The following is a 17,793-nucleotide window of genomic DNA, read 5'->3' on the forward strand; positions in this document are numbered from 1 at the left end:
GCTCACATTCTCCGGCCGGACACGGCAGGATCGAAAGCGTGTCGTCCCATTCCGTTCACACCGCGTCGCCGTGCCTACCCGGCTCGCCGTTTCCGCTGGGCGCGACACCAATCGAAGGCGGCGGCTCCCCGGCAACGCAGTTCGCCGTTCATGCGCCTCGAGCCGACGGAGTCGAGGTGTGCCTGATCTCGAAATCCGGTGGTCAGACACGTGTTCCGCTGCCGCACCAGACCTACGGAATCTGGCACGGTGTGGTCGAGGGGGTGGCCCCCGGTCAGCGATACGGCTACCGCGCCAGCGGTGAATGGAACCCCCGTCGAGGATTGCGCACGAACCCCACGAAACTGCTTCTCGATCCCTGGGGCAAGCGCATCACCGGACAGCTCGGCGACTCACGCGCGCTGCTGTCCTACGCGGACGATCCGTTCGGCGCACCGTCGTCGGTCGACTCTCTCGCGCACGTGCCGGTATCCGTCGTGGTGCCGAACGGCATGCGAACGAGCGGACCGCGACTCGAGACGGCCTGGCAGGAAACGGTGATCCAAGAACTGCACGTCGGTTCGTACACGGCGCATCACCCCCACGTCCCACCGGCGTATCGCGGCACCTACCTGGGGCTGGCGGAACCGGCCGTGATCGGCCATCTGCTTCGACTCGGAGTGACGGCAGTGGAACTGCTTCCCGTACATGCATTCCTGACAGAAGAGTCGGTTCGGCGCCGCGGAATGCGAAACCACTGGGGTTACTCCCCTGCGTCCTACTTCGCACCGCATCCCGGATACGCCGCTGTTCGCGGGCACGAGATCACCGAGTTCCACACCATGGTCGACGCCCTTCACGCAGCCGGGATCGAGGTGATTCTCGACGTCGTCTACAACCACACGTGCGAACAAGGAGTCGACGGCATCACGATCGGATGGCGAGGCCTGGACGCGCCCGGCTACTACCTGCTGGACGACGAGGGGCACGACATCGATCTGACCGGATGCGGCAACACGGTCGACGCGCACTCTCCCATCGCGGTTCGAATGATCCTGGACAGCCTGCGCTACTGGGCAGGCGACATGGGAGTCGACGGATTCCGTTTCGACCTCGCCGCTGCATCGGGCCGTCGGGGCGGCGGCGAGTTCGACGCTTCCGCATCGTTGTTCGCGGCCATCGCTGCCGATCCCCGGCTCTCCAGGTGCAAACTCGTCGCCGAACCGTGGGACGCCACGGTGGCCGGCTATCAGCTCGGCAAGTTCGACCGGCAGTGGTCCGAGTGGAACGACTCCTACCGAGACGTGGTCCGGCGATTCTGGAACGGCGAGACCGGCACTCGCGACTTCGCATCGCGATTCGCCGGGTCGGAAGACCTGTTCGGCGAACGCCGACCGTGGGCTTCGGTCAACTTCGTCACCGCCCACGACGGCTTCACTGCTGCCGACCTGGTGTCGTATGAGGGCCGACACAACGAGGTGAACGGCGAGGACGGTCGCGACGGCTTCGCACACAACCATTCCGTGAATCACGGGGTCGAAGGAGACACCGAGGACGAGACCGTGCTCGCCGCACGGGCCGCGCACGTCCGGGCTCTCCTCGCCACCGTTGCCCTCTCCACGGGAACCCCGATGTTCGCAGCGGGAGACGAACTCGGACACAGCCTGGGCGGCAACAACAACGCCTACTGCGTTTCCGAAGACACACCCGTCGTCGACGCCTGGCCGCTCGAGTGGCACGACCACGAGCTGATCGACTTCGTCGGCCGCGCGCTCGCCCTTCGACGGGCAGCGCCGGGGCTACGCCAAGCCGAATTCTTCGACGGCCGAGACACTCCCACCGGACATGGCGACCTGCTGTGGTTCGACGCCGACGGAATCGAGATGAACGACGAGTCCTGGAGAGACGATTCCGCCCGCACGCTTCAGGCCTGGATCGACGGCTCCGACGTCCGCTCGCGCACCGAGGACGGACACGAACTCACCGACGACAGCTGGCTGCTCGTCTTCCACTCGGGCGGGCCGAGGGCCGTGAGTCTCGGCTGTCCCGAATGGTTCTACGGCACGTTCCGCGCCGAATTCGACTCCACTGCTTCGGACGGGGCACCTTCGACCGTCGTACCGGACGGGACGGTATCGGTGGACGGGCCGACGCTGCTCGCCTTCCGCGGCGTGGGGTAGAACACCGCGAACCGCATGAACAGCTGAATCAACGGGCCGATCGCGAGCGCGTAGACCACCGTTCCGACACCCACCGTTCCGCCGAGGAGCCAGCCGGTCGCGAGCACGGTCACCTCGATCGCGGTTCGCACGAGGCGCACCGACCACCCCGTGCGCCGAACCAGTCCCGTCATCAGCCCGTCCCGTGGGCCGGCACCCATTCCCGCACCGATGTAGAGCACCGTCGCCAGTGCGTTGAGAACTACGCCGGCCAGCATGACCGGAGCCCGAACGGCGATCGCGTCGAAGACGGGCAGTATCGCCAACGACGCGTCGACGGAGAGACCGATCACCACGACGTTGGCCACGGTGCCGAACCCCGGGCGCTGCCGTATCGGAATCCACAGCGCAAGCACGACGACACCCGTCAGGATCGTCACCGTGCCGAAGCTCAGCGGCGTCCGCATCGTGATGCCCTCGTGGAACACGTCCCAGGGGTCGAGCCCCACTCCGGCGGTGATCATCAGCGCCATCGAGAACCCGTACAGCCACAATCCGAAGAACAGTGACAGGAGACGACGTGCAAGCATGACTCCCAGCGTGCCGTCGGGATCGTCCTGCTTCAATAGCCATCTCGCAGCGACTGGACCGCCGCCGACCCTACGGGTTCGGTAGCACCGCTATCACGGTCATCGACCCGGGAGCGACCTCTGTGAAGCCGGCATCACGGACTGCCACCGCTCGTCCGGCGTCGACCAGCCGGACGAGCCGTCGCCACGTTTCGCCGTTCGCATCGCGGACGACACAGCGGAATCCGTCCGCCGACCAGGCTCGCGCTCGCCCGACATCGAGGGCGGCCGCCAGCAGCATCGTGGCATGCCCGACCTGTGCCGCGGCCTTTCCCACCGTCATCTCCAGGCGCGCATCGATCCACAGGACAGGAAGTCCCGGGGGCGGGGGTCCGGGTTCGTCGTGCTCGAGATCGGTACCGCCGATCTGGAGCTTCTTGATTCGCGGATCCAGCTCACCGACCGGGCCGGGGACCAGGGCACGCGCCTGCGCGCCGTCCACGTCCACAGTGACCCCGTCGACTTCCTGAGCAGCGGACCACGCGGCACCTCGTGCCCGACGTGACACCTTCCGAATTCGTGCCTCGATCCACGCCGTGAAGTTCTGTTGCCAGGCGCCCGGCTCACCCTCTTCGGTTCGGCCGACGCGTTCGTCGAAGCACAGGGCCACGGACGCTGTTGCCGCCGCCGCCAGCAGGTCGCTGCGAGCCGGCGGGTCGGCTTTGGGTATGTGAAGGACTATCGGCATCGCCAGTACGGCGGCGGGATCCGCCGGATCCGGTCGACCGCCGTACCCTGCGGCCAACCTGGCGTGGCGCTCTTCGAACGACCCACTCATGGGAGCGGAACGCGCCTGATTCCGCCGTCGGTGGCGTCGGCTGCCTCGATCTCGTCGCGTGTCACTCCGAGGATGAACAGGACTGCATCGAGGAATGGATGAGACAACGCGGTATCCGCGATCTCACGCAGAGCAGGCTTGGCATTGAAGGCAATGCCGAGTCCCGCGGCTGTGAGCATGTCGATGTCGTTGGCGCCGTCACCCACAGCGACGGTCTGTTCCATCGGCACACCGACCTGATCGGCGAACTTGCGCAACGCCGTCGCCTTCGCCGCCCGATCGACGATGTCGCCGATGACACGGCCGGTCAGCTTGCCGTCCACGATCTCGAGTGTGTTGGCCTGCACGAAATCGAGTTCGAGTTCGTGTGCCAATCCTTCGATCACCTGGCGGAATCCACCGGAGACGACGCCGCAATGGAACCCGAGACGTCGCAGGGTGCGGATCGTGGTGCGCGCGCCCGGCGTCAGCTCGAGACTCTCCGCGACCTCCTCGATCACCGACTCGTCGAGACCCGCCAGTGTTGCGACCCGTTGGTGCAACGACTCGGTGAAGTCGATCTCGCCGCGCATGGCACTCTCGGTGACAGCACGCACCTCGTCCTCGACGCCGGCCTTGGCTGCCAGCATCTCGATGACCTCGCCCTGCACGAGAGTCGAATCCACGTCGAACACGATGAGGCGCTTCGCTCGGCGGGCAAGGCCGCCGCGCTCGATGGCGATGTCCACGTTCTCGGCGGCCGACACTTCGGCGAGAGCGGTACGCAGAGTCTCGTCCCCCGCATCCGTGCCCGGCGCGCTGACGAGAAGTTCCAAGCCGGTGACCGGATAGTCGGCGACGCCACGAATCGAATCGATGTTCGCGCCGAGCGAGGCCAGTTTGCGTGCAACCGTACGCATCGCTTTGGCCGACACCGGGCTGCCGAGAACGACGACCGCATGCGTGGCGACGGCTTGTCTTGCCGGCTCGGCGCCGATCTCCACGTCGACGGACATCCCGACGGTGGCCATGGCTTCTTCGAGTTCGTCCTGCAGAGCTTCCGCGTCACTCGGGCACGACACCAGCACACCGAGGGTGAGGCGGCGCCGAATGACGACCTGCTCCACATCGAGCAGGCTGACGTCATGGCGTGAGAGTGCCGCGAACAGCACCGAGGTGACTCCAGGGCGGTCCGGCCCTGTCACGGTCACCAGAACAGTGGTGTCGTTGGCACCCACCGCGCTACTCCGTTCGTCGTTCAAGTCTGTAGATCGAACTTGGTCTTCCGAAGCGGAAAGCCCCGCCCGATGTGCGGGCGGGGCTTTCCGATGCTGGTCCTAGCGTCCCGAGTCGGTGCCGGGCTCGCCTTCACCCTTCGTGGTGATCGGCGCGTGACGGACATCCTCGAGAACGTTGCTCTCGTGCTTTCCGCTGTGGCCGGGGCCGACGTGCGCTTCTGCCTTCATCCGCTCGACCATGTGCGGGTAATGCAGTTCGAACGCCGGACGCTCGGAACGAATACGCGGCAACTCCGTGAAGTTGTGACGCGGCGGCGGGCAGGTGGTCGCCCATTCGAGCGAGTTGCCGTAGCCCCACGGGTCGTCCACCGTGACCACCTCGCCGTAGCGGTAACTCTTGAAGACGTTCCAGATGAACGGCAGCGTCGAGGCACCGAGTACGAACGCGAAGATCGTCGAGAAGGTGTTCAGACTGGTGAATCCATCCGAAGGCAGGTAGTCGGCGTAGCGACGCGGCATGCCCTCGTTACCCAGCCAGTGCTGCACCAGGAACGTGCCGTGGAAGCCGATGAACGTGGTCCAGAAGTGCCACTTCGCGAGACGCTCGTCCATCAGACGACCGGTCATCTTCGGGAACCAGAAGTAGATACCGGCGTAGGTGGCGAACACGACGGTGCCGAACACCACGTAGTGGAAGTGCGCCACCACGAAGTAGGTGTCCGTGACGTGGAAGTCGAGCGGCGGGCTCGCGAGGATGACGCCGGACAGACCACCGAAGAGGAAGGTGACGAGGAAGCCGATCGAGAACAGCATCGGCGACTCGAAGGTCAACTGCCCCTTCCACATGGTGCCGATCCAGTTGAAGATCTTCACACCGGTCGGGACGGCGATCAGGAACGTCATGAACGAGAAGTACGGAAGCAACACGGCGCCGGTCGCGTACATGTGGTGCGCCCACACGGCGATGGACAGTGCGGCGATACCGAGCGTTGCGTAGACCAGACCGCTGTAGCCGAAGACGGGCTTACGGCTGAACACCGGGAAGATCTCGGAGACGATGCCGAAGAACGGCAGCGCAATGATGTACACCTCGGGGTGACCGAAGAACCAGAACAGGTGCTGCCACAAGAGCACACCGCCTGTTGCAGGGTCGAAAATGTGTCCACCCAGATGTCGGTCGACGAAGAGACCCATGAACGCCGCGGTCAGCAGCGGGAACGCCAGCAGGATCAGGATGCTGGTGATGAAGATGTTCCAGGTGAAGATCGGCATGCGGAACATGGTCATACCGGGAGCGCGAAGGCAGATGACGGTGGTGATCATGTTGACGCCACCGAGGATGGTGCCGAGACCGGCGACCGCGAGGCCCATGATCCAAAGGTCGGCACCGGCACCCGGAGAGTGCAGTGCACTCGTCAGTGGCGTGTACGCGGTCCAACCGAAGTCGGCGGCACCGCCGGGGGTGATGAATCCGGCCGTGGTGATGATGGCGCCGAAGAGGTACAGCCAGTAGCTGAACGAGTTCAAACGCGGGAACGCCACGTCGGGGGCGCCGATCTGCAGCGGCAGGATGTAGTTCGCGAAACCGAACACAACCGGGGTCGCATACAGCAACAGCATGATGGTGCCGTGCATGGTGAACAGCTGGTTGAACTGCTCGTTCGAGAGGAACTGCATGCCTGGAACGGCGAGCTCCGCTCGCATCAGCAGCGCCATGAGGCCACCGATGAGGAAGAAGGCGATGGACGTCGCCAAGTACATGACGCCGAGCACCTTGGGGTCGGTGGTCGTAATCATCTTGTAGACGAACGAGCCCTTGGGTCCCTGCCGCGGCGGGTAAGGCCTGGCTGCAGCTATCTCGGGGACTGGCTGGGGCGCTACGGCAGTCACTGATCCTCCTGATTGTGCCCTTGGTCGCTCCGCAGGCTCCGCTCCTGGCGTCCTCACTCGCGCGGCGAGGCGAACGCACTACTGGCTTGCGCTCATCGAATCGTAGACCGTGCCGGAACGGACCGATTACTCGGTCCTACCCACTGTCGTACTTCGACTGGCGTACAGCAAGCCGAACCGCCGCCCACCTGCAGTTCCGAGCCGAAGCAGAGTGTCGGCGCGGGCCCTCCCGGCGTGTCGGAGCCGCGGTTACCCCCCGCTGGGTACGGATCCCGGAAAACGCACAGGACAGCGGCAGCTAATCTGAGTGCGCCCGCACCGACAGGAAGTCGCCGAATTGCCTATTCGTACTCGTCTCCCCCGCCGAACAGTCACCACGCTGGCGACGGCCGCCGCGGCTCTCGTCGCCTTCACCGGCTGCAGCAGCGCACCCGACGACAACGCGAGCACGATCGTCGAGACGACCACCCGCATCGCCGGCGCCGGGGTGGTCGGCCTCGAGCGCGACACCGCGACCGCGTGCGCCACACCGACACCACTCGACGGTGGCTTGGTCCCGGGCAGCACGCACCCCGTCACCCACACTCTCGGCGAGACGCAGGTTCCGGCCGACCCACAGCGAATCGTGGTCCTCGACCCCACGGCCCTCGACACCGTGTGCGCGTTGGGTCTGTGGGAGAACGTGGTGGGCGCCGCAACCGTAGGCGGCGAGACCCCACAGCCCGCGTACCTGGGGCCCGGCATCTCCGAGATCCCGGGAGTCGGGCCCGTGGATGCCCCCGATGTGAATCTCATTGCTCAGGCGGCCCCCGACCTCATCCTCGGTTCGTCCCCGGCATCCGACGGTCTCTACGAGCAGCTGGGCGCCATCGCGCCGACCGTGTTCGCCGGTTCGGATCCGGTGTACTGGAAGGCGCAGTTCCAGGTGGCTGCCGGCGCGCTCGGGCGCACCGAAGCGGCGACAACGAGCCTCGAGCAGTATCAGGAAGAAGCGGCCCAGGCGGGTCGGGACCTCGACGCGACCCAGACTCAGGCGTCCGTCGTCTCGTTCGGCCCGGACAACCTGACCATCCTCGGACCCGCGACGTTCGCCGGTCAGGTCCTCACCGATGCGGGAGTTCGGCGGCCCAACTATCAGCGCCTCGAGGGGTCCACGACCGAAGACATCCCCGAAGACGACCTCGGCCGGGCCGAAGGCGACCTGATCTACGTCACCTTCGACGGTCCGGAGGCCGAAGCCCACGGCACCGAGGTGATGAAGAGCGAGGGCTGGGAAGACCTGGAAGCCTCCACGGACAACCGAGTGTTCGCGGTGGACGGTGCCATCTGGCAGGGCAACGGGCTGGTCGCCGCCCGCGCTGTGGTCGGCGATCTGCGGGAGTCACTCAATGCGTATGTCAGCTAGTCGACGTGCCCGTTCCTGACTTCGTCACCGCGCTGCGGGCACACGTCGGACACGACCCCTTGTGGCTGTCCGGCGTCAGTGTCGTGGTGATCGACGACAAGGAGCGAATTCTTCTCACCCGCCGCAAGGACAACGGACTGTGGGCCGTCGTCTCCGGCATTCTCGAGCCGGGTGAGCAACCAGGTCCGGCCGCCCTGCGCGAGGTACAGGAAGAAACGGGCGTGGACGCGCGACTGGTCCGTATCACCGGCGTCGAGTCGACAGGGCCCATCACCTACCCCAACGGCGACGTCGCGCAGTATCTGGACGTCTGTTTCCTCGCTCACCACGTCACGGGTACACCGCACGTCGCGGACGACGAAAATCTGGATGTCGACTGGTTTGCCGCGGACGCGCTCCCGGAGGAGCTCACCGAGACCTCGCGGGCTCGTATCGCTCACGCCCTCCGTGACGCTCCGGAGGCGTGGTTCCACTCCCCTGCCTGACTCCGCCCCACCCCCGCGGCTGACCAATGTCACACCGGTTCAGCTGAACTGAACCGGTGTGACATTGGTCAGGCTGGCGGACTCATGATCGCAGCGAACTCTTCGGGCGACAGTGCCGACAGGGTTCGCGTGGCGCGCAAAAAGCTACGCCGGTCGGCCGGGGGTAGCACGGCAAGCAGACGATTCTCGTTTGCCTGAATGCTCGCCTGGGTCGATCTGCGCGCACTGCGGCCCTTCTGGGTAATCGAAAGCAGTCGTACGCGACGATCGTTGGGGTCGGGTTCACGGACGATGAACCCGACCTGTTCGAGTTCGTCGAGTGTGCTGATGATGCGTGTCTTGTCGGCCCCGATCGCTTCGGCGAGCGCGACCTGCGTTCGTATCGGCTCGTAGTCCAGAGCGTCGAGGACGCGATATCCCCACATGGTGACTTTGTGCGAGGCCAGTATCGGCAGTTCTGCAGCGACGAGAGAGCGCACCACGGGGCCCAGCATCGCGGCGAGGTCGCGGCGTCCGCCGCCCTGATCGGTCATTCAGCAAAGATACTCGTTGACAGATAATAAGCAGCCGTAGATCATCTACATATGCCTACCAATGGGAAATCCAACTCCGTGTCGAAAGAATTGCACGACCTCGATGCACTGGCCCGCGAGGTCGACCTGATCGAGCTCGACGCGCAGGCGGTCCGCGCCAGCGTCGGCGTGGTCGAGCAGACCGTCGCCGCGGACATGTCCAGGCCTACGCCGTGTGTTGGTTGGACCCTTTACGGCCTACTGGCCCACATGACGACCCAGCACTACGGTTTTGCCGCAGCCTCCAGGGGTGAGGGTGAGCTGGCACGGTGGAAGCTGCGAACTCTTGGTGCCGATCCTGTCGAGAATTACCGAACATCAGCCGAGCACGTGATCGCAGCCTTCGCCGACGACGGCGTGACGGACCGGGCGTTCCCACTTCCGGAATTCAGCACGGACGTCCAGTTCTCCGCGGCACAGGCGGTCAGCTTCCACTTCATCGACTACGTAGTGCATTCATGGGATGTTGCGAAGACATTGAACGTCGAGGTGGAATTCGAGCCGAGGGTGCTCGATGTAGCGCTCACCGTGGCCAAGGCCGCCCACGGAGGCAATGCGCGCCTGGCACCGGGGGCTGCCTTCGGGCCGGAGATTTCGTGGTCCGCCGGCGGACGTCTCGAGGAGATCGTGGCGATCCTCGGGCGCCATCCCACGTGGACCCCTTGATGCCGAATGCCACACCGGTTCAGCTGAACTGAACCGGTGTGACATTGGTCGGGGTGAGGGGTGGAAGAGCGTCAGAAGTCCCAGTCGTCGTCTTCCGTGTTGACGGCCTTGCCGATGACGTACGAGCTGCCCGAGCCGGAGAAGAAGTCGTGGTTCTCGTCGGCATTCGGTGACAGCGCGGACAGGATCGCCGGGTTGACGTCCGTCTCGTCCTTCGGGAAGAGCCCCTCGTAGCCGAGGTTCATCAACGCCTTGTTCGCGTTGTAGCGCAGGAACTTCTTGACGTCCTCGGTCAGGCCGACTTCGTCGTAGAGATCCTGGGTGTACTCGACCTCGTTGTCGTACAACTCGAACAGAAGCTCGAACGTGTAGTTCTTGAGATCGTCGCGCTCTGCCTGAGTGAGCTGCTCGAGGCCCTTCTGGTACTTGTAGCCGATGTAGTAGCCGTGCACGGCCTCGTCGCGAATGATCAGGCGAATGAGGTCTGCGGTGTTGGTCAGCTTGGCCCGCGAGGACCAGTACATCGGCAGGTAGAAGCCCGAGTAGAACAGGAAGCTCTCGAGCAGGGTCGACGCGACCTTACGCTTGAGCGGCGAATCGCCCTGGTAGTAATCCATGACGATCTCGGCCTTGCGCTGAAGGTTCCGATTCTCCTCGGACCAGCGGAACGCATCGTCGATGTCGCGGGTGGAGCACAGCGTCGAGAAGATCGAGCTGTAGCTCTTGGCGTGCACCGACTCCATGAACGCGATGTTGGTGTACACCGCTTCCTCGTGCGGGGTGATCGCATCGGGGATCAGGCTGACTGCGCCGACCGTGCCCTGGATCGTGTCGAGCAGCGTCAGGCCGGTGAAGACCCGCATCGTGAGCTGCTGCTCCTGTTCCGTGAGGGTTCCCCACGACGGGATGTCGTTCGACACCGGCACCTTCTCAGGGAGCCAGAAGTTGCCGACGAGGCGATCCCACACCTCCGCGTCCTTCTCGTCCTGGACGCGATTCCAGTTGATAGCCGAGACGCGGCTGACCAGCTTGACCATTGATTCCTCACTTCGTTCGGCTGTGAGTGGTTGACGAGTCTCTGGACTCGTCAACCACTCACGGGCGGCGGAGCCGCCTACAACATGCAGGAGACGCAGCCTTCGACCTCGGTGCCCTCGAGTGCCATCTGTCGCAGCCGGATGTAGTACAAGGTCTTGATTCCCTTGCGCCACGCGTAGATCTGCGCCTTGTTGATGTCACGAGTAGTGGCGGTGTCCTTGAAGAAGAGCGTCAAGGACAGACCCTGATCGACGTGCTGCGTCGCGGCAGCATAGGTGTCGACGATCTTCTCGTACCCGATCTCGTAGGCATCCTGGTAGTAGTCCAGGTTGTCGTTGTTCAGGTACGGCGCCGGGTAGTAGACGCGACCGATCTTGCCTTCCTTACGGATCTCGATCTTCGCCGCCACCGGGTGAATGGAGCTGGTGGAGTAGTTGATGTACGAGATCGACCCGGTCGGCGGGACGGCCTGCAGGTTCTGGTTGTAGATGCCGTGCTTCTGGACCGACGCCTTCAGCTCACGCCAGTCGTCCTGGGTGGGAATACGAATACCGGACTCCGCGAAGAGCTCGCGCACGCGCTCCGTCTCCGGCTCCCACACCTGATCGGTGTACTTGTCGAAGTATTTGCCGGACGCATAGTCCGATTCGGGGAAGCCCGCGAAATACGAACCACGCTCGATGGCAATGCGATTCGATGCACGGATCGCGTGGAACACGACGGTGTAGAAGTAGATGTTCGTGAAGTCGACACCTTCTTCGGATCCGTAGTAGATCCGCTCACGAGCCAGGTACCCGTGCAGGTTCATCTGGCCGAGGCCGATGGCGTGAGAATCGTTGTTGCCCTGCTCGATCGACGGTACGGAGTAGATGTGCGTCTGATCGGAGACGGCGGTCAGACCACGGATCGCAATCTCGATGGTGCGTGCGAAGTCCGGCGAGTCCATGGTCTTCGCGATGTTCAGCGAGCCCAGGTTGCACGAGATGTCCTTGCCGACCGTGTCGTACGAGAGGTCGTCGTTGAACGTCGATGCCGTCGACACCTGCAGAATCTCCGAGCACAGGTTCGAGTGCGTGATCTTGCCGTCGATCGGGTTCGCCCGATTCACGGTGTCCTCGAACATGATGTACGGGTAGCCCGACTCGAACTGCAACTCGGCGATCGTCTGGAAGAACTCGCGAGCCTTGATCTTGGACTTGCGAATTCGCTTGTCGTCGACCATCTCGTAGTACTTCTCGGAGACGTCGATGTCCGCAAACGGAACGCCGTAGATGCGCTCGACATCGTAGGGCGAGAACAGGTACATGTCCTCGTTCTTCTTCGCGAGCTCGAACGTGATGTCCGGGATGACCACGCCGAGAGACAGGGTCTTGATGCGGATCTTCTCGTCGGCGTTCTCACGCTTGGTGTCGAGGAAGCGGTAGATGTCCGGGTGGTGTGCGTGCAGGTACACCGCGCCGGCGCCCTGGCGAGCACCGAGCTGATTCGCGTACGAGAACGAGTCCTCGAGCAGCTTCATGATGGGGATGACGCCCGAGCTCTGGTTTTCGATCTTCTTGATCGGTGCGCCGTGCTCGCGAATGTTGGTGAGCAGCAAAGCAACTCCGCCGCCGCGCTTGGACAGCTGCAGCGCAGAGTTCACGGAGCGTCCGATCGACTCCATGTTGTCCTCGATGCGCAGCAGGAAGCACGAGACCGGCTCGCCGCGCTGCTTCTTGCCCGAGTTGAGGAAGGTGGGCGTCGCAGGCTGGAAGCGTCCCGAGATGATCTCGTCGACCAGCTTGGTCGCCAACTCTTCGTCGCCTGCGGCCAGCGTGAGTGCCACCATGCAGACGCGATCCTCGAACCGTTCGAGATAGCGCTTACCGTCGAACGTCTTGAGGGTGTAGGACGTGTAGTACTTGAAGGCGCCGAGGAAGGTGGGGAACCGGAACTTCTTCGAGTAGGCGTGATCGATGAGCGACTTCACGAAGGCGCGCGAGTACTGATCGAGCACCTCGGGCTCGTAGTAGTTCTCCTCGACGAGGTAGTCGAGCTTCTCGTCCAGATTGTGGAAGAACACGGTGTTCTGGTTGACGTGCTGCAGGAAGTACTGGCGGGCCGCCGCGACATCCTTGTCGAACTGAATCTCGCCGTTGGGTCCGTAGAGATTCAGCATCGCGTTGAGCGCGTGGTAATCGAGACCGGCCGTCGAGTCACCACCGCGCACGTCTCGCGCTACCTCGGTTGTGTCTGTGATGGTTGGTGCCACTGTGCTTGCTCCCGCTCTGCCTCGTGTTCCCAGAATTGCTGCAACCCCTCACGGACACGTTCGACATCCTCGGAAGTCCCCATGAGTTCGAAGCGATACAGGTACGGAACCTGACACTTCTGAGATATGACGTCTCCGGCGAAGCAGTACGAGTCGCCGAAGTTTGTGTTGCCGGCCGCGATGACCGCCCGAATCAATGATCGGTTGTGCTTGTTGTTCAAGAATCGAATGACCGGCTTCGGTACGTAGCTCGTGTCGCGGCCCGTGGCCGTCGTACCCCCACCGTAAGTGGGAAGAACGAGAACATAGGGCTCGTCGACCTCGAAGGCACCTTCGCGGTCATGAATTGGAATACGAATGCTGGGAAGCCGAAGCTTCTCAACGAATCGGTGTGTGTTCTCCGATGCGCTGGAGAAGTACACCAGCGACGTCATCGACCCTCACCTTCGATCGGACGTTCAGGCGAGTCGCCTGCGCTTCAAGCGGCGTTTGCCGAGATGCTCTTGATCCGGTCGGGACGGAAGCCCGACCAGTGATCGTCACCGGCCACGACCACGGGCGCCTGCAGGTATCCCAACGCCATCACATAGTCCCGAGCTTCGGCATCTTCGGTGATGTCGACGACGGCATATTCGATGCCGGCCTTGTCGAGAGCCTTGTAAGTGGCATTGCACTGAACGCAAGCGGGCTTGGTGTAGACGGTGATGCTCATGTAGTCCCTCTTTCCGTTACCTGACGACGCTGACGGCCTGTGATTTCAGCTACCGATCAAGCCTCTGAGCGGGGCGGACTCGAAGTGTGTCCGGTGGATCTCGCGTTGTGGCCTCTCGGTGTCCAAGACACTACACCTAGTGGGCGACATAAACACCAAACCCGAGATGTAGTGAGTCACATCGATGAAATTCCCAGGTCGTCATCTGTAGAAACGCAAAAATTCCGTCACCCACCGGCGTGTCGCACGTCACATTTACGGCCACCGGCAATCTCACCGCAACTCGCCGAGAACTCCCGTCCGAGAACGCTCCCACACGCCACCGACAGAGTTCGTCGGCGTCCCGCGCGGGGGCCGCGACCACACCATGACAAGTCATCCGAGATCAGCGGCGCCACCCCACCGAGGCGATCTCGCGGTGTGAGCTGCAGCCGTTCACTCCTGGCGACGCGCGTGCGCTCGCGGGTCTCGGCGGCCTTCGATTCACCGCGGCGCGCACCCCTACTTGCTCCTCGATAACTGGAACCCTGCAGCGGTGTGGTCGGCGTAACGTTCTCGAACGTGGAACACGAGGACGTCCTCCCCTACGCCGCCACCGTTTCGAACACGCGGAAGCTCACGCCTCACATGAGACGAATCGCCCTCACCGGGCTCGGTCTCGAGGGTTTCGTATCGTCGGGTCGGCCGGACGAACGACTCCTCGTCGCGTTGCCGCCCGACCGGAGCGAACGGCGCAGCTACACCGTGCGTCGATGGAGTCCACAACGCCGCGAGCTCGTGATCGACTTCGTGACCCATGCCGGGGGCGCCGCCGCCAGATGGGCGGAGCTGGCGAAGCCAGGTGACACGATCGGATTGTCCGAGGCTTCGGGTTGGTACTCCCCTCCGCAGGATGCGCGCCGCCTGCTTCTCGTCGCCGACATGACCGCACTCCCCGCTCTGGGGCGAATCCTCGAAGAACTACCACCCGATGCCTATGCCCGAGTGATCGCCGAGGTGATCGAGCCCGCAGACGAGCAGCCGCTCATCTCTCCTGCGACGGTGAGCACGCGATGGCTGCACGGGAGCGGGAACGGACTCGGGCCGAGCATGCTGGGGGAAACGATCCGCGAGTGCCCCGACTTCGACTACGTGTGGTTCGCGGGAGAGGCGGGCGTCGCACGCGGCGTGCGCAAGTGGCTGCGGCACGACCTTCTGCGACCCGCTTCGCAGTACCACGTCATGGGCTACTGGCGAGATCGCAAGGAAGAGTGGACCGCTCGCTACGAGACGGTACGCACGGAAATCGAGGCCGCCGCCGACCGCGCGATGGCGGAAGGCAACGGCCTCGAGTCCGTACGAGATGTGATCGACGCGGCGATGGAGCGCGCCGGGCTGTGAAGCGGACGATCAGGCGTCGACGAGTTCCTTGGTCGCCTCGACGAGCACCTTGACCACCTCGGTGACCTGCCCGGAGACCTCGGCGTTGTCGCGCGGGTGTCCCTCGCCGAACTTGTCGATGGTGCCGCCGATGGCGAGGGTGACGTCTTCGAGGACCCGTCCGCCCGCTATGCGAGCAGCTTTGCGGGTGTCTTCGTGTGCCCACCGGGCACCGTTTCCGCTGGGCGATGCACTGACGACGGCGACGGGCTTGTTCTTGATCGCCCCTGCGCCGTACGGCCGTGAGATCCAGTCGATGGCATTCTTCAGAACGGCAGGGATGGTGCCGTTGTACTCGGGCGTCACGAGGAGGAAGCCGTCGGCGTCGCCTGCGGCTTCACGGAGCGCGACGACCGCGGGGATCGAGTGGTCGACCGTGTCGAGGTCCTCGTTGTAGAACGGAAGGTCGCCGAGGCCCTCGAACACGGTCACGGTTGCGTTCTCGGGTGCAACCGTCTCAGCGGTCTCGGCGAGCCGCCGATTGACGGAACCCACGCGCAGACTGCCGACGAGAGCGAGAACTTTGGTGTTGGGCATTGCGAATCCTTCGTGGTGCGTTCGGTGGGGCAAGAACATGTATACCAATTAAGCGGACCACGGTCCACTTATATTCCCGATCTGTAGGATAAGCCCTGTGACCAGCCCCCTACTCCCCCAGCTCGGCGCGGAGCCGCAGGAACGCGAGGATGCTGCGCGTAACCGGCGCCTGCTATTGGACGCCGCCGCACTGCTGGTCGCGGAACGCGGAGTGGATGCCGTCACGATGGATGCGGTTGCCTGCCGCGCAGGCGTCGGCAAGGGCACCGTCTTTCGGCGTTTCGGTAGCCGATCCGGTCTGATGCAGTCACTGCTCGATCATTCCGAGCGAGAACTGCAGCACGGATTCATGTTCGGCCCGCCGCCCCTGGGGCCTGGTGCCGATCCGGTCGAACGAATCGTGGCATTCGGCCGCGCCCGCATCGCCATCGTCGAAGTGCAGGGCGACGTGCAGCGCGCAGCGGAGGACTCGAGGGCGTTCCGCTTCGCCGCCCCCGCCCGCACGCTGTCGATCGCACACATCACGGGACTGCTCCGCGAGGCGAAGGTCGACGGCGATCTCGAACTCATCGCAGCGTTCCTGACCGCCCCTCTCGACGCCGCGCTACTGCTCCACCAAATCCGTGACCTGCGAATGCCCACCGCGAGAATCGAAGAGGCCTGGGCAGAGATGGTTCGGAGAATCACCCGCAGCTAGCCTCGATGCATGCGTTCCTTCGCCGTGCTGGCCGTCCTCGTGGCAGTGGCGGGCCTTGCCGGCTGCGCCGAGTCCGACGGCTCGCCCACACCGCCGACCGGACGCACGTTCGTCTCCACATCTGTGGAAGGGGCGACCATTCCCGGCGGTGGCCCCCTCACACTCGACTTCACCGACAAGGGGCGCGTGTCCGTGCATGCCGGCTGCAACCGCGGCACTGCCGACGTGGACTTCGCCGACGGCACGATGTCGACGGGCCCACTCGCGATGACCCTGATGGCCTGCCCCGGCGATTCTTCCGGCGCGGACGCCTGGGTCGCCGAGTTCCTCGACCGGTCGCCCTCGTGGGAGCTCGACGGTGACGACCTCGTGTTGCGGACCGAGAACAGCACAGTGAATCTGACGGATCGGAAGGTGATGGATCCCGACCGGCCCGTCACCGGAACGACATGGACCGTCACGTCGCTGCGCTCTCCCGATGCCGTGACGACCTCGCTCGCACTCGAACAGTCGGCCCCGCAGCTGACCATCGCCGAAGACGGCTCGATCTCGGGCAGCGCGGGATGTAATCGAATCAACGGAACCGCCGACGTGCGAGAGAACACGATCACCTTCGGTCCCCTCGCGACGACCCGCATGGCATGTCCCGAAGACATTTCCGAGGTCGAGCGGGCGGTGTTGCACGTCCTGGAGGGAGAAGTCCAGGTTTCGGTCGACTCCGCGGTCATGACCCTCTCGAAGGCGGACGGCTACGGACTCGAGCTCACAGCTCGCTGACCAGCCACTCCGCCAATTGCTGTGCACAGGCGTCGATCCGAGACGCCCAGTCCAGCGCCGAGTCGTCGGCGAGGTCGCTCACGCACTTGACGAGACGGCATTCGGCGCCGAGGTGTGCACACGCCTGCACCACCGCGAAGCCCTCCATGTCGACGAGATCCGCGCGCTGGGCCAGCAGATCACGCACGTCCGTGTCGGAGACGAAGGTGTCTCCTGTCGCCAGCACGGAGCCGTCACCACCACGTAGAGGTATCCGGTCGATCACATCGTGACCGGCCGCGCGGATCGCTGCGCTGCTGATGTCGTGATTGAGGACGGACGAGGGCACGAATATCCCGTCGTGTACGACGTGCAATGCGCCTGCGGTACCGATGTTGACCACTTGCGGCAACCCGTCGCCGCGATACCGGCTCAGGGCCGCTGTCACCGTGACCGCTGCACTGACCTTGCCGATTCCGGTGACGATCACCTCGAACTCCGAGGGGACGTGCGCCGCCTCCGCAGCGGTGGCACTGACGACGAGAACGTCCGCTCTGCTCATGACGTGGGACGCTACCCGGCCCGATTGCTGCCCTCGCTCGG

General features: G+C 64.2%; 17 protein-coding genes and 1 pseudogene. 7 read left to right on the plus strand and 11 right to left on the minus strand.

Features of this window, described 5'->3' with window-relative positions; genetic code table 11:
- Positions 1–38 precede the first annotated feature (38 nt).
- Positions 39–2,078 (plus strand): annotated as a pseudogene (gene glgX, locus ACZI8R_RS15255) (glycogen debranching protein GlgX); the annotation flags it as partial.
- On the opposite strand, the gene yczE reads toward glgX, so the two are convergent.
- From yczE to ctaD, 4 genes are all read right to left on the minus strand, one after another.
- Positions 2,036–2,728, minus strand: a complete 693-nt coding sequence (yczE, locus tag ACZI8R_RS15260) for a membrane protein YczE (RefSeq protein ID WP_463380491.1) — start codon at positions 2,726–2,728, stop codon at positions 2,036–2,038. The pseudogene glgX and the gene yczE sit on opposite strands and share 43 nt — an antisense overlap.
- 70 nt (positions 2,729–2,798) lie before the next feature.
- Complete coding sequence (locus ACZI8R_RS15265; RefSeq protein ID WP_463380492.1) at positions 2,799–3,545, minus strand: peptidyl-tRNA hydrolase; 747 nt, start codon at positions 3,543–3,545, stop codon at positions 2,799–2,801.
- Positions 3,542–4,762: a phosphoserine phosphatase SerB gene (serB, locus tag ACZI8R_RS15270; RefSeq protein WP_463380493.1), complete on the minus strand. Its 1,221-nt coding sequence runs from the start codon at positions 4,760–4,762 to the stop codon at positions 3,542–3,544. The genes ACZI8R_RS15265 and serB overlap by 4 nt, the downstream gene beginning before the upstream one ends.
- Before the next feature lie 99 nt (positions 4,763–4,861).
- Complete coding sequence (gene ctaD / locus ACZI8R_RS15275; protein ID WP_463380494.1) at positions 4,862–6,652, minus strand: aa3-type cytochrome oxidase subunit I; 1,791 nt, start codon at positions 6,650–6,652, stop codon at positions 4,862–4,864.
- Positions 6,653–6,989: 337 nt separating this feature from the next.
- Between ctaD and ACZI8R_RS15280 the strand changes: the two genes are divergently transcribed.
- Both ACZI8R_RS15280 and ACZI8R_RS15285 read left to right on the plus strand, forming a co-directional pair.
- Positions 6,990–8,057 carry an iron-siderophore ABC transporter substrate-binding protein gene (locus ACZI8R_RS15280; protein ID WP_463380495.1) on the plus strand — a complete coding sequence of 356 codons (1,068 nt, stop codon included), beginning with the start codon at positions 6,990–6,992 and terminating at the stop codon, positions 8,055–8,057.
- A 5-nt stretch (positions 8,058–8,062) separates the two neighbouring features.
- Positions 8,063–8,542, plus strand: coding sequence for an NUDIX hydrolase (locus ACZI8R_RS15285; RefSeq protein ID WP_463380496.1), 480 nt, complete (start codon positions 8,063–8,065; stop codon positions 8,540–8,542).
- A gap of 68 nt (positions 8,543–8,610) precedes the next feature.
- On the opposite strand, the gene ACZI8R_RS15290 is transcribed toward ACZI8R_RS15285, so the two are convergent.
- Complete coding sequence (locus ACZI8R_RS15290; RefSeq protein WP_463380497.1) at positions 8,611–9,075, minus strand: MarR family winged helix-turn-helix transcriptional regulator; 465 nt, start codon at positions 9,073–9,075, stop codon at positions 8,611–8,613.
- Positions 9,076–9,126: 51 nt separating this feature from the next.
- Here ACZI8R_RS15290 and ACZI8R_RS15295 point away from each other — a divergent pair, with 51 nt between their 5' ends.
- Positions 9,127–9,780, plus strand: a complete 654-nt coding sequence (locus ACZI8R_RS15295; protein WP_463380498.1) for a TIGR03086 family metal-binding protein — start codon at positions 9,127–9,129, stop codon at positions 9,778–9,780.
- Positions 9,781–9,851: 71 nt separating this feature from the next.
- Here the strand turns inward: ACZI8R_RS15295 and nrdF are convergent, their stop codons facing one another.
- The 4 genes from nrdF to nrdH form a co-directional block, all read right to left on the minus strand.
- Positions 9,852–10,817: a class 1b ribonucleoside-diphosphate reductase subunit beta gene (gene nrdF / locus ACZI8R_RS15300; RefSeq protein WP_463380499.1), complete on the minus strand. Its 966-nt coding sequence runs from the start codon at positions 10,815–10,817 to the stop codon at positions 9,852–9,854.
- Between the two features lie 77 nt (positions 10,818–10,894).
- Positions 10,895–13,069, minus strand: coding sequence for a class 1b ribonucleoside-diphosphate reductase subunit alpha (gene nrdE, locus ACZI8R_RS15305; RefSeq protein WP_463380500.1), 2,175 nt, complete (start codon positions 13,067–13,069; stop codon positions 10,895–10,897).
- On the minus strand, positions 13,036–13,503 hold the full coding sequence (nrdI, locus tag ACZI8R_RS15310; RefSeq protein ID WP_463380501.1) for a class Ib ribonucleoside-diphosphate reductase assembly flavoprotein NrdI: 468 nt from the start codon (positions 13,501–13,503) through the stop codon (positions 13,036–13,038). The genes nrdE and nrdI overlap by 34 nt, the downstream gene beginning before the upstream one ends.
- Positions 13,504–13,547: 44 nt before the next feature.
- A complete protein-coding gene (gene nrdH, locus ACZI8R_RS15315; protein WP_463380502.1) occupies positions 13,548–13,781 on the minus strand; it encodes a glutaredoxin-like protein NrdH in 234 nt (77 codons plus the stop codon).
- A gap of 561 nt (positions 13,782–14,342) precedes the next feature.
- Between nrdH and ACZI8R_RS15320 the strand changes: the two genes are divergently transcribed.
- A complete protein-coding gene (locus tag ACZI8R_RS15320; protein WP_463380503.1) occupies positions 14,343–15,161 on the plus strand; it encodes a siderophore-interacting protein in 819 nt (272 codons plus the stop codon).
- 9 nt (positions 15,162–15,170) lie between these two features.
- Here ACZI8R_RS15320 and ACZI8R_RS15325 read toward each other — a convergent pair whose 3' ends face one another.
- Positions 15,171–15,737, minus strand: coding sequence for an NAD(P)H-dependent oxidoreductase (locus ACZI8R_RS15325; RefSeq protein WP_463380504.1), 567 nt, complete (start codon positions 15,735–15,737; stop codon positions 15,171–15,173).
- Between the two features lie 97 nt (positions 15,738–15,834).
- Between ACZI8R_RS15325 and ACZI8R_RS15330 the strand changes: the two genes are divergently transcribed.
- A complete protein-coding gene (locus ACZI8R_RS15330; protein ID WP_463380505.1) occupies positions 15,835–16,434 on the plus strand; it encodes a TetR/AcrR family transcriptional regulator in 600 nt (199 codons plus the stop codon).
- 9 nt (positions 16,435–16,443) lie between these two features.
- Positions 16,444–17,211, plus strand: coding sequence for an META domain-containing protein (locus ACZI8R_RS15335; RefSeq protein WP_463380506.1), 768 nt, complete (start codon positions 16,444–16,446; stop codon positions 17,209–17,211).
- On the opposite strand, the gene ACZI8R_RS15340 is transcribed toward ACZI8R_RS15335, so the two are convergent.
- Positions 17,198–17,752, minus strand: a complete 555-nt coding sequence (locus tag ACZI8R_RS15340) for a nucleosidase (protein WP_463380507.1) — start codon at positions 17,750–17,752, stop codon at positions 17,198–17,200. The two genes, ACZI8R_RS15335 and ACZI8R_RS15340, sit on opposite strands and share 14 nt — an antisense overlap.
- Positions 17,753–17,793 lie beyond the last annotated feature (41 nt).

The sequence above is a fragment of the Rhodococcus huquni genome (genome assembly GCF_055231055.1).

Bases quoted from the DNA above. Each gene is read 5' to 3' on its own strand.
- ACZI8R_RS15325 (WP_463380504.1), bottom strand. From the start codon at position 15,737: ATGCCCAACACCAAAGTTCTCGCTCTCGTCGGCAGTCTGCGCGTGGGT.
- ACZI8R_RS15335 (WP_463380506.1), top strand. From the start codon at position 16,444: ATGCGTTCCTTCGCCGTGCTGGCCGTCCTCGTGGCAGTGGCGGGCCTT.
- nrdI (WP_463380501.1), bottom strand. From the start codon at position 13,503: ATGACGTCGCTGGTGTACTTCTCCAGCGCATCGGAGAACACACACCGA.
- ACZI8R_RS15290 (WP_463380497.1), bottom strand. From the start codon at position 9,075: ATGACCGATCAGGGCGGCGGACGCCGCGACCTCGCCGCGATGCTGGGC.
- ACZI8R_RS15265 (WP_463380492.1), bottom strand. From the start codon at position 3,545: ATGAGTGGGTCGTTCGAAGAGCGCCACGCCAGGTTGGCCGCAGGGTAC.
- ACZI8R_RS15340 (WP_463380507.1), bottom strand. From the start codon at position 17,752: ATGAGCAGAGCGGACGTTCTCGTCGTCAGTGCCACCGCTGCGGAGGCG.
- nrdF (WP_463380499.1), bottom strand. From the start codon at position 10,817: ATGGTCAAGCTGGTCAGCCGCGTCTCGGCTATCAACTGGAATCGCGTC.
- ACZI8R_RS15295 (WP_463380498.1), top strand. From the start codon at position 9,127: ATGCCTACCAATGGGAAATCCAACTCCGTGTCGAAAGAATTGCACGAC.
- nrdH (WP_463380502.1), bottom strand. From the start codon at position 13,781: ATGAGCATCACCGTCTACACCAAGCCCGCTTGCGTTCAGTGCAATGCC.
- yczE (WP_463380491.1), bottom strand. From the start codon at position 2,728: ATGCTTGCACGTCGTCTCCTGTCACTGTTCTTCGGATTGTGGCTGTAC.